Annotated in this window: 11 protein-coding genes and 1 pseudogene; 11 read left to right on the top strand and 1 reads right to left on the bottom strand. The window is 35.5% G+C overall.

The genetic code is table 11. From position 1 onward, the window contains the following. The first annotated feature begins 146 nt into the window (after positions 1-146). The 9 genes from MM239_RS06145 to MM239_RS06105 all read left to right on the top strand — a co-directional run bounded on the left by MM239_RS06145 (position 147) and on the right by MM239_RS06105 (position 9,297). Positions 147-797, top strand: a complete 651-nt coding sequence (locus tag MM239_RS06145) for a hypothetical protein (protein ID WP_241347326.1) — start codon at positions 147-149, stop codon at positions 795-797. A 298-nt stretch (positions 798-1,095) separates the two neighbouring features. Beyond that, positions 1,096-1,767, top strand: coding sequence for a restriction endonuclease (locus tag MM239_RS06140; RefSeq protein ID WP_241347325.1), 672 nt, complete (start codon positions 1,096-1,098; stop codon positions 1,765-1,767). 483 nt (positions 1,768-2,250) lie between these two features. Then, positions 2,251-2,727: a tyrosine-type recombinase/integrase gene (locus MM239_RS06135; RefSeq protein ID WP_241347324.1), complete on the top strand. Its 477-nt coding sequence runs from the start codon at positions 2,251-2,253 to the stop codon at positions 2,725-2,727. Positions 2,728-2,858: 131 nt separating this feature from the next. Then, a complete protein-coding gene (locus MM239_RS06130) occupies positions 2,859-3,509 on the top strand; it encodes a hypothetical protein (RefSeq protein WP_241347323.1) in 651 nt (216 codons plus the stop codon). A gap of 205 nt (positions 3,510-3,714) precedes the next feature. Further along, complete coding sequence (locus MM239_RS06125; protein WP_241347322.1) at positions 3,715-5,733, top strand: AAA family ATPase; 2,019 nt, start codon at positions 3,715-3,717, stop codon at positions 5,731-5,733. Between the two features lie 411 nt (positions 5,734-6,144). Then, positions 6,145-6,555, top strand: coding sequence for an IS110 family transposase (locus tag MM239_RS06120; protein WP_241347321.1), 411 nt, complete (start codon positions 6,145-6,147; stop codon positions 6,553-6,555). A 39-nt stretch (positions 6,556-6,594) separates the two neighbouring features. Continuing rightward, positions 6,595-7,092, top strand: coding sequence for a hypothetical protein (locus tag MM239_RS06115; RefSeq protein WP_241347320.1), 498 nt, complete (start codon positions 6,595-6,597; stop codon positions 7,090-7,092). Further along, positions 7,085-7,549, top strand: coding sequence for a transposase (locus MM239_RS06110; protein ID WP_241347319.1), 465 nt, complete (start codon positions 7,085-7,087; stop codon positions 7,547-7,549). Before MM239_RS06115 ends, MM239_RS06110 begins: the two co-directional genes overlap by 8 nt. Positions 7,550-7,605: 56 nt before the next feature. After that, positions 7,606-9,297, top strand: coding sequence for a hypothetical protein (locus tag MM239_RS06105; protein WP_241347318.1), 1,692 nt, complete (start codon positions 7,606-7,608; stop codon positions 9,295-9,297). Between the two features lie 309 nt (positions 9,298-9,606). Here the strand turns inward: MM239_RS06105 and MM239_RS21160 are convergent. Beyond that, positions 9,607-9,903: pseudogene (locus tag MM239_RS21160) on the bottom strand (transposase); the annotation flags it as partial. Between the two features lie 382 nt (positions 9,904-10,285). Between MM239_RS21160 and MM239_RS06095 the strand changes: the two are divergent. Both MM239_RS06095 and MM239_RS06090 read left to right on the top strand, forming a co-directional pair. Further along, on the top strand, positions 10,286-11,806 hold the full coding sequence (locus MM239_RS06095; RefSeq protein ID WP_241347317.1) for an IS110 family RNA-guided transposase: 1,521 nt from the start codon (positions 10,286-10,288) through the stop codon (positions 11,804-11,806). 44 nt (positions 11,807-11,850) lie between these two features. Next, complete coding sequence (locus MM239_RS06090; protein WP_241347316.1) at positions 11,851-13,773, top strand: AAA family ATPase; 1,923 nt, start codon at positions 11,851-11,853, stop codon at positions 13,771-13,773. Positions 13,774-14,028 lie beyond the last annotated feature (255 nt).

The raw sequence follows: 14,028 nt of genomic DNA, 5'->3' as shown, positions 1-14,028 counted from the left end.
AAAAATACCCTGTTGTTGGTATTTTATGTTAAGATCGGAATGGTTATGTTTGGGAATTGTGAAATATCAGCAATACAGTTGAATTCACACTAGAATAGAATGATATCAACTATTGTGGAAAGTATAGGTTGTAGTACATTTTAAGAATGAAAGTAGATTCAAAATCATACTCCTATAAATTTGATTCTCTCTTTTTAAATGAAGAGGAAGTATTGATTTGTTTGTATCCATTTCAAAAACAAGTATTTGCTAATCATTTCGATTGGGAAGCTAATTTGAAAATAACCTATCCACTTCTATCGACAATTTCATGGAAAGAAATGTCCAAGGAAATTGGATTTAATTCTTTGAACAAGTTAGCTAAAGGAATATTGGAACTTCAGGAGCCTTTTAAAACTGAATTAAAAGAATTTAGTGAATGGAAGAAAGTGGATTTCCCAGATTACGCAGCTGATCGAATTCCTCCAACAATACTAGTACCATTAATTGAATACTTTCAAGATATTGGAATGGTAGAAATTAGGATACTGAAAATGGACAGATTTCCTGATTCAGAAACGAGACTTGTCTCATTTAAAAATAAGAACCGATTTGAAATTTATAATGAGCTCAAAGATTCTAAAGCACTTTTGGCGGAAAATAATGTTAAAATTCTGATTCCAGATTTCGATTGCCCGTATGCAATTCTGTCAGGTTCCAAAGAAACCTGTGCAGACATTGTGAAAAATTGTGGGATTGAATTCTTGAAAGCAAAGAACAGAACCCAAATTGACTGGTGGAATCAAGGAGAAGAATAGAAAAGTGCTTTAATTGAGGTAAAGGGGAATTCCAGTGATTATTTGAAATAACTTGTTCCGATTTGTCGAAATAGTAGTAAAAGGTATTCCTTGCGAAAATCTCGAAGGCTATTTTTTCTTAGATCAAAAAAGAAAGCTGGGCTTAGTTAAGAGAATAAAAAAACATCCCGATGATCGGGACGGTCTGACTAATGAGGATTTAGGCCTCGAAATCAGCTCAAATTGAGGGATTTTGTTTGCGTTAGTCAGAAGCCTAACAGAAACTCGTGAACCATTGAACGACATAATTCAATAAGAAATGAAATGGCAAGAATACCAAGAAGCAGTCGGAGTTTTATATGAACAAATGTCTGAAATGGGTGAGGTCAAAAAGAACATCACAATTCCAGACAGAATAACAGGACAACCAAGGCAAATTGATGTGTGGTGGGAATTCCCAGCAGGCAATCATCTAATTAAAATTCTCATTGATGCCAAAATGAGAACTTCCAAGCTTGATGTTAAAGATGTTGAAGAAATTTTAGCACTTGCTAAATCTGTAAAAGCTGACAAAGCCATTATAGTTACAAATAACGAATGGACAGCACCTGCAGAAGTGTTTGCAAATCCCGAAGGATTAGATTTTTTAGTTTTGACCATAGACGAAGCAACCGATTTAATAGTTGATGGAAAATGGTTAATGTGTCACGATTGTCAAAATGATTGTGTAGTTATGGACTCTGACGGAGCAATCGAAATTGAAGGGAAAATAAATTGGTGGTTAGGTGGAAAATGCAGAAGCTGTAAAACTCTTCATATAATTTGTCAATCTTGTGGAGCCAAAGTAATGATGAAAATGAACGATTCTTGGAAATGTAATTGCAATTTTGAGTGGACTAACAAAGAAGATTATTATGAATTTAAGGTAATTGAAGAAAACGGTATTGAAGACTATCAAAACCCAAACCAAATGAAAATTGATTTTAACTAAATACTATCCGCTAACATTTAACCCACTAGCCAAAAACCCTTGGAAAAAATCCCTGATTGATGCATTCATCTATCAGGGATTTTGGTTAGTGGCTGTTGACTGACATCCGCAGGGTGAAGGGCTCTCTAGGTGGAATAGTAGGCTGGTTGGTGGATTTTAGGAAGCGGTTGTTTTGGTTTTTGTATGATTTTGTGAGTTTTTGCTTTGCTTTGGGCATGGCTTCCCCACCCAAAATCTGGGCATTTGAATTTTGGCATGTCTTGAACCAACTCTGATTTCTTGAATCCTGTAAGTTGATCAAGAAGGAGATAGATTTGAAAGGTCTTGGTTTTCTTAGATCAAAAAGAGAGTTGGGCTTAGTTAAGAGAAATATTATCATATAGACAGACCTATACGGGAGAAAATTTTGCCTGAGGTATTGAGTGAGGAGGAGGTGGCAGCCATATTTAAAGAAAAAAAAATTTAAAACATAAAGCGGTTCTGATGACAATCCACTCAGCAGGACTTAGAATAGGTGAACTTGTTAAGCTAAAAATCAAAGATATAGATTCTAAGCGAATGCAGATTAGGGTTGAACAGGCAAAATTCAAGAAGGATAGATATACTATTCTTTCTCAAAGAACTTTTGAAATATTGAGACTATATATTAAGCAGGAGAAGCCCTTTGAGTATTTGTTTGAAGGTCAGAAAAGCACAAAAGAAACTCCAGTAAAATACTCGAAAGCGAGCATTTCGGCTATCTTAAATAGGGCAGTAAGAAAAGTTGGCATTTCAAAGAATGTCACTGTACATACTTTAAGACATTCTTTTGCGACTCATTTATTGGAAAGAGGAACAGATTTGAGGTATATTCAAAGTTTATTAGGACATGAGAGTCCAAAGACCACGCAAATTTACACACACATCACAACAAAAGGATTTGATCAAATTAGAAGCCCTATGGATAGTCTGGATATTTAAAAAATATCTTTAGTTTTATAGGAGATATATGAACAATATTAGTGATAGCAATCCGGATTGGGATGCTATCATCAATAATTGTTGATAGCAAATCGTTGTGTCCAACCCTGAAAACAACCTGAACAACAATCATGAATACGAAAGCCAAAATATTGGGATTTTTGTTTTTGGTAATATTCTTTTCTTGTGGAAGTAAAGACTCAAATAATAATAATATTGAAAGTGGATTTTTAGATCTTAATGATAAATATGCGAATGACTCTGTAAGGAATAAGATTTTTACGATTGCCTACAATAATGAAAGTACAGCACCTAGCTACATTGTATTCAAGGCAAAAAATCTAAATACAGGAGAGATAAAAGAAATTTGTACTGAAGCTCCATTTTTATCGGGAGCAATGCATCATGAATTTGGAATGGGTCACGACCTAAAAAGTTCAGGATTTATTGACAGTTTGATTTTAGCCAACCATGAAAGAATTTTTGAATTTGAGAATGAAGAGGCATTAAAAAATATAGGTTTTGAAGAATATCCATCCAGAAAAAGGATTGAAGAAATTGCTGCAACTATAGATTTAGATTATTACTTTAAAAGTTTTGGAAGTAATGAAAATGTGAAATTCATGGAGTTTGATAAAGATGAATATTTTAATCAACTGGCTTTTGCACATATAATGTTCAATTGTGGAATAATAACAAGCAGAAGCAGTATGGGAGGGAACAATATTTGGTTTGGCTATCCAAGCATAAGAGCACCAGAAATTCCAGATATAGATCAATGATTAAGGAAAGTAAAAGGGAAGGGCAGGACACAACATCACCTTGGAAGACAGCGGGCGGTTCCGAGTAAATTGAAAGTTTAGTACCTTTAAGAAGATAGGAGTAGGTTGGAAGGAAACGTTTCCAAATGCCCGCCGTCTCCAAGCTGAATCACGTTGGTGGCAAGTGTAACGGACGACAAACAACATAACGAGAAAATCAAAAAATATGAGACTAATAAAAGCAAGAGTTCAAAACTACCGAAGTATAATTGATACCGGAGAATTTGAAATTGAAAATTTGAAGACAATAATGGTTGGTCCAAATGAGGCAGGAAAGACCGTTTTGCTTAAAGCCTTACAGCAACTAAATAAACCAGCAGATGTGCAAGGTTTTGAAGTTTTACGTGATTATCCACGCTCCAAATTCAATGATATTGACACAGGAAAAGTTGACCCAAAAAACGTAACGGTTGTAACAGGCTATTTTGAACTTGAAGATAGCGACAAAGCAGAAATCTCCGAAGAGTTTAGAAACTGTAAATATAAATTCTATAAAAACATAGATAACTCAACTTATCACAATTTAATTGATGCTCCAAATCGACTTAATTTCAAGGACATCAAATCAGACCTTTCGAGACTTATTGCACATTTAGATAAACAATACTCAATTGAGAATCCCGAAGAAGAAACAAAGAAGCCTAGCATTTTAATTAAACCAATTACTGATACCTTCGAAGATTCGACAACTCTATCAACAGAAAATTGTAAAAGCCTAAAGGCTTTCCTTGAGAAAAACTATGCTCTAGTAGAAGAAGGTAATGAGAAAGAAGAGAGTCGTTATGATAAGTTAATTGAGCAAATTGACTTCAACAGTAAGTATGAAGAAGTCCTGGCTACTTTGAGTAAAAGGAAACCAGTTTTTATCTTATTTAACAATTACTTCAAGGTAAAACCTTCTGTTCATTTGGAACACTTGGCAACAAGAACAGAACAAAAATTACTTGATGACCAATATTATGATTATGGAAATCTATGTTTATTAAAGTTACTAGGTTTTACAGCACGTGAACTTTCAACTCTTGGTAAAACACAAAGTCCAGACATTAATAACCCAGATGCTTTAAAAGTCTATAAAGACAAACTTGACACTAGAAGCTACAAATTAAATGCTGCAAGTGTTCGCTTGACTGAAGAAATCAAAAAGGTTTGGATGCCAAACCCTGATAGACCCGAAGCGGATAAACTAAAGGTTACCGCAGATGGACAATATTTAAAAGTTGTGGTAGAAGATGATATTGGTGTTGACATTGAATTAGACCAGCGTTCAGAAGGCTTTCAATGGTTAGTGTCTTTCTTTGTTGTATTCTTTGCAGAAGCAATGGATAAGCATAAAAATGCAATTTTGCTCCTTGATGAACCAGGAATGAGTCTACACGGATTAAAACAAAGGGATTTTCGAGATACGATAACGAGACTTGCTGAGCATAATCAGACAATTTATACAACTCACTCACCTTTTCTTGTAGGGCCTGATGAATTAGATTTAGTCAGGGTTGTGGAATTAAAAAATAGAAAAGAAGGAACTAAAGTTCACACGACAATTTCATCAAGTGACCCAGCGGGTCTTCTTCCACTACAAGAAGCATTGGGTTATGACCTTGCACAAAGTCTCTTTTCACAACAAAGAAACTTAATTTTAGAAGGAATTACTGATTATTGGTATTTAGACGCATCTGCCCAATTATTGAGTGATGCCGGAATAGAAAGCCTTAATGATAAAATTGCTTTAGTGTTCGCTAATTCAGCAGGTAAAGTTGTATACTATGCAACAATACTTTTTGCTCATAACTTAAAAGTTGCAGCACTTTTAGACTCTGATGCAGCAGGAGACCAAGCCGCCCAACAAGAAAACTTGGTGCACACTTTAGGAAACAAAAATATTTTAAGAACAAAGGATTTTGTTTCAGGAGTTGCCAAAGCAGAAATAGAAGATTTACTTAGAGAGACACTCGTTAAGGTTGTTAAGGATGAGTATGGAGTTGACTTATCCGCAAAAGTAACAAGCCAACCAAATAGACCAATAATTGACATTTTTGCAAGTGAAGTAACTAATTTTTCAAAGTATAAACTTGCTAAGGCATTTGTACGGTGGACAAGAAATCACGAAGCGAAGGACTTGACAGGGGATGAACAAAAGAATCTCAAGAATCTAGTTCAACAAATAAACAAAGCACTCAAATGACAAGAACACCAGCCACCAACAGCCGTTTTGCAAAAGCGGGGGCTTCGTGCTTATATGACAGTGAAGTGCTAAATTCAAACTTTGTGCATCTAATGAAGTTTAGTGCTAAAAATCCCCGCCTTCGCAAAGCAGCAAAACGTTGTATGAAATTCTCCCTACTTTTAAAAAGTTGATTTCGTAAGCAAACGTATGAGAGCATAATGGCAAGATTTTTTGTAAATTAATAGCCTCTCAGCAAGGCCGATTTAAGAAATGTTGCCCTCGAGTAATCGAAGAGCACGGGCGTCATTCTGGTTGGTCTGCTTGCGATGATTTCAGTGGCGGATTTGTCTTTAAAAAGCCAGATACCCCGTTCAGAATATTTTCTAGCCAAAAGCACATCCCCTGAGAGATCTATCAATTCTTAATCAAATGGAACAAGAATCTATCTCCATGGAAGTCGTCAAACCGCAGGCTGCGGGAATTGACGTCGGCAGTCGCCCCCACTGGGTAGCAGTAGGTCAAACCGAGCATGATGTTCGGGAATTTGGGGTATTCAACCAGGATTTGTTTGCTATGGCAGATTGGTTGAAGGAAAGGAATGTGAGGACTATAGCAATGGAAAGTACTGGTACCTATTGGCAAAATCTCTATGCCGTATTACTTTCACGGGGATTCCATCTGATACTCTGTAATGGTAAGTTCACCAAGAATATCAAAGGAAAAAAGAGTGATGTCATGGACTGTCAGTGGATCCAAAAACTACATACATTGGGGTTATTAACTGGAAGTTTTTTGCCTGATGGACAGACAGAGGAGTTAAGGACTCACTGCAGACACTGATCAAATTTACTTCATTCAGCTGCTGCAGCATCAAAGAAAATGCAGAAATATCTAAGGCTATTAAACTTCCGATTGGATGTAGTTGTAAATGACATTTGTGGACTTACAGGTTTATTAATTATCAGGGCGATTTGTGAAGGGGAAACAGATCAAAATAAACTTGCATCACTTCGCCACAAGAATTGCAGAAAGAGTGAGGAAGAAATCGCCAAAGCGCTCCATTCCAATGGAAGAAAAGACTATCTATTTGCCCTTCAACAGGAATTGGATACATATGACCATATTCAAAAGAAGATAGAGGATTGCGATAAAGAGATAGAGAAAAAGCTGAATGAAATCATCGATTCAGATAGTAATAAGCATGAGCACTATCTCGAATCAAAGCCCCATAAAAGAGTAAATAAAAACACGCCAAAAGATATTGATATGAATTTAAAAGCCTATCAGATGTTTGAGGGCACGGATCTTCTGGCGATTGAAGGGATAGCTTGTCCCGTGATCGGGAAGCTTTTCTACGGTTTTGGCATTGATGAGTGAAGTAGGGATGGAAGGGATCAAGAAGTTTAAAACAGCCAAGCACTTTGCTTCATGGCTTAGGCTTGCCCCAAACAATAAAGTAAGTGGTGGCAAAGTATTGTCTAGTAAAGTGCCAAAAGGGAGCAACAGACTTAAAATAGCCTTGAGAAATGCTGCAAATGCCATTGGGAATTTGAAGGATTCAACTCCGTTGAGGGACTTCTTTCAGAGGATAAGCTATAGAAAAGGTAGAATATCTGCCATCAGCGCCACAGAAAGAAAGCTTGCAGTCATCATTTGGAATGACCTGTTCCGATTTATCGGAATGGTCGTAAAAGGAATTCCATATGAAAATCCCGAAGGCTATCTTTTCTTGGATCAAAAAAGAAAGTTGGGCTTAGTTAAGAGAATAAAAAAACAAATTGATAAATTCGGTCTGACTAATGAGGATTTAGGCCTCGAATTGAGCCCAAATTAAGCGATTTTCTTTGCGTTAGTCAAAACCCTATGGCGACAGCATAAACAGACAATAAAATGCCAAGAATTAAGATTGACAATAAAATAGTAATCAGTTTCGACTATGCTGCAAGAGACAAGCATTGGGGAGCGTTGTCTGCATATTTAATCGAAAAACACGGCAATGAACACTTCAGTGACCATAACAAGGTTGAACAAATTCTTCTTGACGGATTTAATTTTTTAACACAAAGTTTTAGGCAACTAATTTCAACAGAAAAGAAACTCACATTTTTTCTATATGTTCATTGGCTGCACGAACAATCAATTGAAATTTATATAAAGACTTTAAGTGGATTTAAACTTGATTTAATTGCTGAAAGTGAGTTTGCAATGTATCGGAGAATTTTAAAATTAATTCTCGAACAAGGATGTGACTTTGATTTAGATTGGGGAACATTTCCGAAAAGTGGTAGCGAAGTTTTTGAAATGGACGATAAAATCCAAGAACTTATTTATTTGGGAACTTGGATTTATGCCCTTGCAGATAACATTGCATTCCAAAAAATGGTAGAAGAATGTCACCAAATTTCTTTTGATGAAAAAAGACTTCTTGTAATAGATTGGCAATACCATTACGGTAAAACGTATCAACAGTTGTTTCCTATGCTTATTGAAGATTATAAAAGTGGAACTTTTGATGAACAAGCGATTTATGAACTTCGAGCCAAAATTGAAGAATGTTTCAAAATTGAAATTGACTTTGCGGGTGGAATAATTTTTGAAATTCAAAAACACCACAGCCCACAAGCACCCGATTTACAAACAATTGAACCCAGCGTCCTACCATTAAATCTTGTTGGTAATTATGGCATTAGTAGTGACTTGGCTGAAACTTTTTATGCTGGACTTACAATATCAAGAGCTAATAAATTGACTATCGAAGATGCTATACTAAAACCACATTCAACAAAACGATATATGTTTAGACCGATTTTAGTTTACAATGTTGGCGGTTCTGAAAGAGCATTAGTAGGCAAACAAAAGTTTGCTGAAAGTATGATGGTTTTAGCTACAAATGCCATTCATTGGAATGCAATGTTTGATGAATGGTTGAGTTTAAAGTGCATTCAATCGTTTATAACGAAAAAAGGTAATGAACACGATAAAATTCTGGAAGATAAAATTGAAGAAATCGTAAAAAGTAAGGGATTTCTATATTGCCGAAACATAAAATCGTTTAAGCAGACTGGCAATAAGAATAATGTTAACATCGACAATGAAATTGCTGGTGAAATTGACTTGATAGTAATTAACCCAAACAATAAAAAAATATACGTTGCTGACGCCAAATACAATAGAGCAAGATATGAAGCAGTTGGCTATAGAATGGACTATTCGCTATTTATAAATTTAGACAAGCCCAATAAATCTTATGAAACAAAACTTAATAAAAAAACGGATTGGATTTCCAAGAATCTGAACGTTCTAGAAGAACATTTAAGTATCGTTTATAAAAAGTCGGATATTGATTTGAAGGATTATGAAGTTGAAGGTATATTTATTATAAACACACCTACTTTTTATATGTTCAATGGACATTTTAAAGCTATTACATTAAAACAATTTGCAGACTTTATTGACGGGAAATACGAATATCCAGATTTATATATAATTGACGAAGACGGAGAAGACGAAATGTTTATGATGGTTAGACATCCATATTTTAGAAAGCCATTAATTTTAACAGATGAAACATTTGAAGACTGAAGAGAAAATAAGGGCAGCCACTAATATATAAGGGCTAAACCGAAGTGAAGCGCAGCGGAATTTCGGAATTAGCCCCTGTTGATCCCGATAGCTCGGGACTACGCGGCGTTGAGAGGAGATTTAGCTATGGGGATTAAAAGTTTGGAGTGGTTCCTGATGGTTAAAAAATCTGGTTTCTTAGAGGTGTTTGTGATAGCAGTAATTGACTGCTATCTTTTTTTGGGAGCCTTCTGCTCCGTTGTTTATTGTTTTTTCAGTGTCTGAATGTCTTTTAGCCAATAGTTTTCCTTTGCTCTCATGAGTTGTTTTTTATGTTTTTGCATTTGCTTTGAGTTTGTTGTTGATGGTTGGCGGGGGTGCGTTTGCGGGGAAGTAACGAATGGTTATGAGTTTTCCCATATGGCAGCAGGGACAGATGGTGATGTTGTAATCTTCCTGGAAATAGAGTGGGTCTCCATGTTTTTCTTTTTGAACACATGCTGAGTTGATACCCTGCTCTTGCTGGAAAGCTCTGAGTTCTTCTTTGTTTCTTCGGGAGAGGAAGCCATAGTGCCTGATTTTTACAAACATTGGAGGCAAGATATGTAAGCAAAACCGTCTGAGGAACATGGTGGTAAAAGGTATTCCTTATGAAAATCCCGAAGGGTTGGGATCTTTTCTTGGATCAAAAAAACAAATGCAAAGCATTCATGAATACCATTGAAATATAATCTTAATGAATAAAATTGGGCTTAGTTAATAGAATAAAAAAACAAATTGATAAATTAGGTCTGACTAATGAGGATTTAGGGCTCGAATTGAGCCTAAATTAAGCGATTTTCTTTACGTTAGTCAGAATCCTCCATATATGAAACAAATTTACTTTCAGAGCTAACGTGGAATTCACATCATCACATCTTTTTTTTATCTTAGTGAAGCTCTTTGAAAGGCCGATTTTTAAACTGTCGCTCCTGAGCAATCAGCAAGCACGGTCAGAATCCTGGTTGGGATGCTTGCGATGATTTCAGTTGCGGATCAGTCTTTAAAAAGTCACATACCCCGTTCAAAATATTTCCTTGCCAAAAGCACATCTCCAAAGAGCCTAAAATTAAAAGGATATGGAACAGGAATCTATCTCAATGGAAGTCATCAATCCACAGGCTGCGGGAATTATCTCCTAGTGATATTTTTAATTGGTGTCGATGAATGCTTCGCATGTGATGTTGGTAGTCGTTCCCACTGGGTTGCAGTGGGTCAGTCCGAACAGGATGTTCGGGAGTTTGGGGTATTCAATCAAGATTTACTTGCGATGGCAGACTGGTTGAAGGAAAAGAGTGCAAAAACCATAGCTATTGAAAGTACAGGTACTTATTGGCAAAACCTCTATGCTATACTGCTTTCAAAAGGGTTTCATTTGATTTTATGCAATGGTAAGTTCACCAAAAATATCAAAGGTAAAAAGACAGATGTTAAAGACTGCCAATGGATTCAGAAATTGCACACCTTAGGTCTTTTGACAAGTAGTTTTTTGCCAGATGGATCAGCCGAAGAACTTCGGACATATTGTCGTCAGAGAGCAAATCTGATGCACTTGGCAGCTTCAACATCCAAAAAAATGCAGAAGAATTTGAGACTACTATATCTGAGGTTAGACGTGGTTGTAAATGACATTTGTGGACTTACAGGTTTATTAATTATCAGGGCGATTTGTGAAGGGGAAACAGATCCAAATAAACTTGCATCACTTCGCCATAAGAATTGCAGAAAGAGTGAGGAAGAAATCGCCAAAGCGCTCCATTCCAATGGAAGAAGAGACTATCTATTTGCCCTTCAACAGGAATTGGATACATATGACCATATTCAAAAGAAGATAGAGGATTGCGATAAAGAGATAGAGAAAAAGCTGAATGAAATCATCGATTCAGATAGTAATAAGCATGAGCACTATCTAGAATCAAAGCCCCATAAAAGAGTCAATAAAAACACACCAAAAGATATCGATATGAATTTAAAAGCCTATCAGATGTTTGAAGGCACGGATCTTCTGGCGATTGAAGGGATGAGCTTTTCTACAGTTTTGGCATTGATGAGTGAAGTAGGCATGGAGGGGATCAAGAAGTTTAAAACAGCCAAGCACTTTGCTTCTTGGCTTAGGCTTGCCCCAAACAATAAAGTAAGTGGTGGTAAAGTTCTTTCTAGCAAAATACCGAAAGGAAGCAACAGACTTAAAATAGCCTTAAGGAATGCAGCCAATGCCATCGGAAACCTGAAAGACTCAATACCCTTGAGGGACTTCTTTCAGAGAATAAGCTTTAGAAAAGGGAGAGTTTCAGCCATCAGTGCCACAGCAAGGAAGCTTGCAGTGATTATATGGAATATGGTAGTGAAAGGTGTACCCTATATAAACCCAGAGGGATACCTTTATTTAGACCAAAAAAGAAAGTTGGGCTTAGTTAAGAGAATAAAAAAACAAATCGATAAATTCGGTCTGACTAATGAGGATTTAGGCCTCGAATTGAGCCCAAATTAAGCGATTTTCTTTGCGTTAGTCAGAATTTTAAAAAACACACCCGAATGATTATAGGAACAATTGTAAGAAATATTAAAACATACTCAGGTATAAACTATTTACCTCTGACTTTTGGACAAACGTTTAATGGACTTGTCGGTAATAATGGAATTGGAAAAAGCTCAATATTAGAAGCCCTCGATTGTTTTTTTAATTTAAGACAATGGAATTATAATATAGTTACAAAGAAAAGTGGCGTTGTCACGACAAGACCACATATTGTTCCCGTTTTTTTGTTTAAAATTGAAGAAGCCCTTTTTGAAAATATTGACATTGCAAAAAAACTAAGTGATTATGTTTGGGGTTTAGAAGAATCTGATATTCTATCTCAAAATAGAGACCAATTTAAAACATTCTCTGAACAATTAGCTATATTGAAAAGAAACTATAATCAAGAAAACTGTTTGTTACTCCCTATAGGTATTACACACGACAATAACGTGAGTTTAAGTTTTTTCAATACAAAAAAACTTGGTGAACTTTTTATAGAAGATTTTGATAAAGTCCAACATGGCATAAATGATGAACAAATAAAATTATTTGAACCATTACTAACTGAGCTTAAAGGTTTAATAGAATACATTTATATCCCTAAAGATATTGACCCAGATAATTTCACACAGTTAGAGACAAAGGAAATACAATCACTTATGGGTGAGACTTTAACAGAAATTGTTGAAAAATGTGTACCCCAGTCAAAGATTCAAGAGATAAATCAAAATTTGAACTCCTTTATAGAAAGCTTGACGACCGTTCTAGAAGATTACTCATTTCGCACGGTTGGAGAGAGACAAGTAAACTTGAGAAAACACGATGTTTATAAGCTTATAGTTGAAGCATATTTCAAAATACGGAAATTACATAAAAGTGAAAGTGGTCATTGGCTCGAAATGTCTGTACTTAGTTCAGGGGAAAAGCAAAAAGCAATAATTGAATTAGCATATCATTTTCTTAAAAGTTATCGAAAGGATACCAACAAAATTATTCTTGCGATAGATGAACCTGAATCCTCGCTTCATATGTCAGCTTGTTATGACCAGTTCAATAAACTCTTTGAATTAAGCCTATTGTGCAAACAACTTATCTTTACAACACATTGGTATGGATTTATCCCAACCGTTGAAGAAGGGAGTGTTTGCGTAATTTCAAAAAATGAAAAGGGACATCTTTTCGATCTTGTTAGTGTGAGTAGTTATCGTGAAGAAGTTAAACAAGCAGTTAAAAGTTCTAAAGGTAAACTACCATATGATATAAGATTAAAAAGCATTAATGATTTTACACAGTCAGTTGTGACGAGTATTTTGACGAATGAACCTTTTAATTGGCTTATTTGTGAAGGTTCATCTGAGAAAATTTATTTTGAAAAATATTTTGCTGACATTAAGAAGGATAAAAAACTAAGAATTATACCAGTTGGCGGTGCTACTGAAATCAAACGAATCTATAATAATCTTCAGGTGGCTTATGAAGATTTCAAAAAGGAAATTCAAGGCAAGGTTATTTTGGTGTCGGATACAGATGCGGAATTGGTTCAGTATCCTACAAGAGACGAATTAAAAAATCTACTTTGTTTTCGCATCGTAAATATTGAGAAGGATAAAAAGACGGTTTTAGTTAAAATAGATTCTAATCCAGTTTCACCTAAAACAGAAATTGAAGATGCCCTAAATGGCAACCTTTTTTTTGAGACACTTTTAGAATTTAGAGAAACATTTCCTGAATTGGAAAATATCATTAAAGATATTAGCGAGCCAACAGAAGATGCAAGCTATTATGCATTAGACCTTTCATTAAGCAAGCAAAAGATACTAGAGAATTTTTTCAATGCTGGAAACAATAAATTTGATTTTGCGAATAAATATGTTTCAAAAATGAATGATGAATATATTGTTCCTGACTGGATAGACAATTTAAAAAAACTATTTTAAATAGAAGAAAAAACTGGCTATAACATTTAGCCCACTAGCCAAAAGCCCTCAAAAAAATCCCTGATTGATGCATTCATCTATCAGGGATTTTGTCTAGTGGCTGTTAACTGACAACTGGAGGGTGAAGGACTTGTTATGTGAGGATGGGGTGTTTTACCTTTTACTTGAACAAAAAAGTAACCTAAAAATCAAGAATTGTGAATGATCCCTCGCTATTGTCATCGTTGGCTCTCTCGAAATTCGTTCCTGCCTGCA

It is taken from the genome of Belliella filtrata, assembly GCF_022549775.1.
GTDB lineage: Bacteria > Bacteroidota > Bacteroidia > Cytophagales > Cyclobacteriaceae > Belliella > Belliella filtrata.
This window is presented reverse-complemented; position numbering and strand designations above follow the sequence as displayed.

What these genes read in the sequence shown, in the direction of transcription:
- MM239_RS06145 (WP_241347326.1), top strand. Translation starts at nt 147, where the DNA reads ATGAAAGTAGATTCAAAATCATACTCCTATAAATTTGATTCTCTCTTT.
- MM239_RS06140 (WP_241347325.1), top strand. Translation starts at nt 1,096, where the DNA reads ATGAAATGGCAAGAATACCAAGAAGCAGTCGGAGTTTTATATGAACAA.
- MM239_RS06135 (WP_241347324.1), top strand. Translation starts at nt 2,251, where the DNA reads ATGACAATCCACTCAGCAGGACTTAGAATAGGTGAACTTGTTAAGCTA.
- MM239_RS06130 (WP_241347323.1), top strand. Translation starts at nt 2,859, where the DNA reads ATGAATACGAAAGCCAAAATATTGGGATTTTTGTTTTTGGTAATATTC.
- MM239_RS06125 (WP_241347322.1), top strand. Translation starts at nt 3,715, where the DNA reads ATGAGACTAATAAAAGCAAGAGTTCAAAACTACCGAAGTATAATTGAT.
- MM239_RS06120 (WP_241347321.1), top strand. Translation starts at nt 6,145, where the DNA reads ATGGAACAAGAATCTATCTCCATGGAAGTCGTCAAACCGCAGGCTGCG.
- MM239_RS06115 (WP_241347320.1), top strand. Translation starts at nt 6,595, where the DNA reads ATGCAGAAATATCTAAGGCTATTAAACTTCCGATTGGATGTAGTTGTA.
- MM239_RS06110 (WP_241347319.1), top strand. Translation starts at nt 7,085, where the DNA reads ATGAGTGAAGTAGGGATGGAAGGGATCAAGAAGTTTAAAACAGCCAAG.
- MM239_RS06105 (WP_241347318.1), top strand. Translation starts at nt 7,606, where the DNA reads ATGCCAAGAATTAAGATTGACAATAAAATAGTAATCAGTTTCGACTAT.
- MM239_RS06095 (WP_241347317.1), top strand. Translation starts at nt 10,286, where the DNA reads ATGCTTGCGATGATTTCAGTTGCGGATCAGTCTTTAAAAAGTCACATA.
- MM239_RS06090 (WP_241347316.1), top strand. Translation starts at nt 11,851, where the DNA reads ATGATTATAGGAACAATTGTAAGAAATATTAAAACATACTCAGGTATA.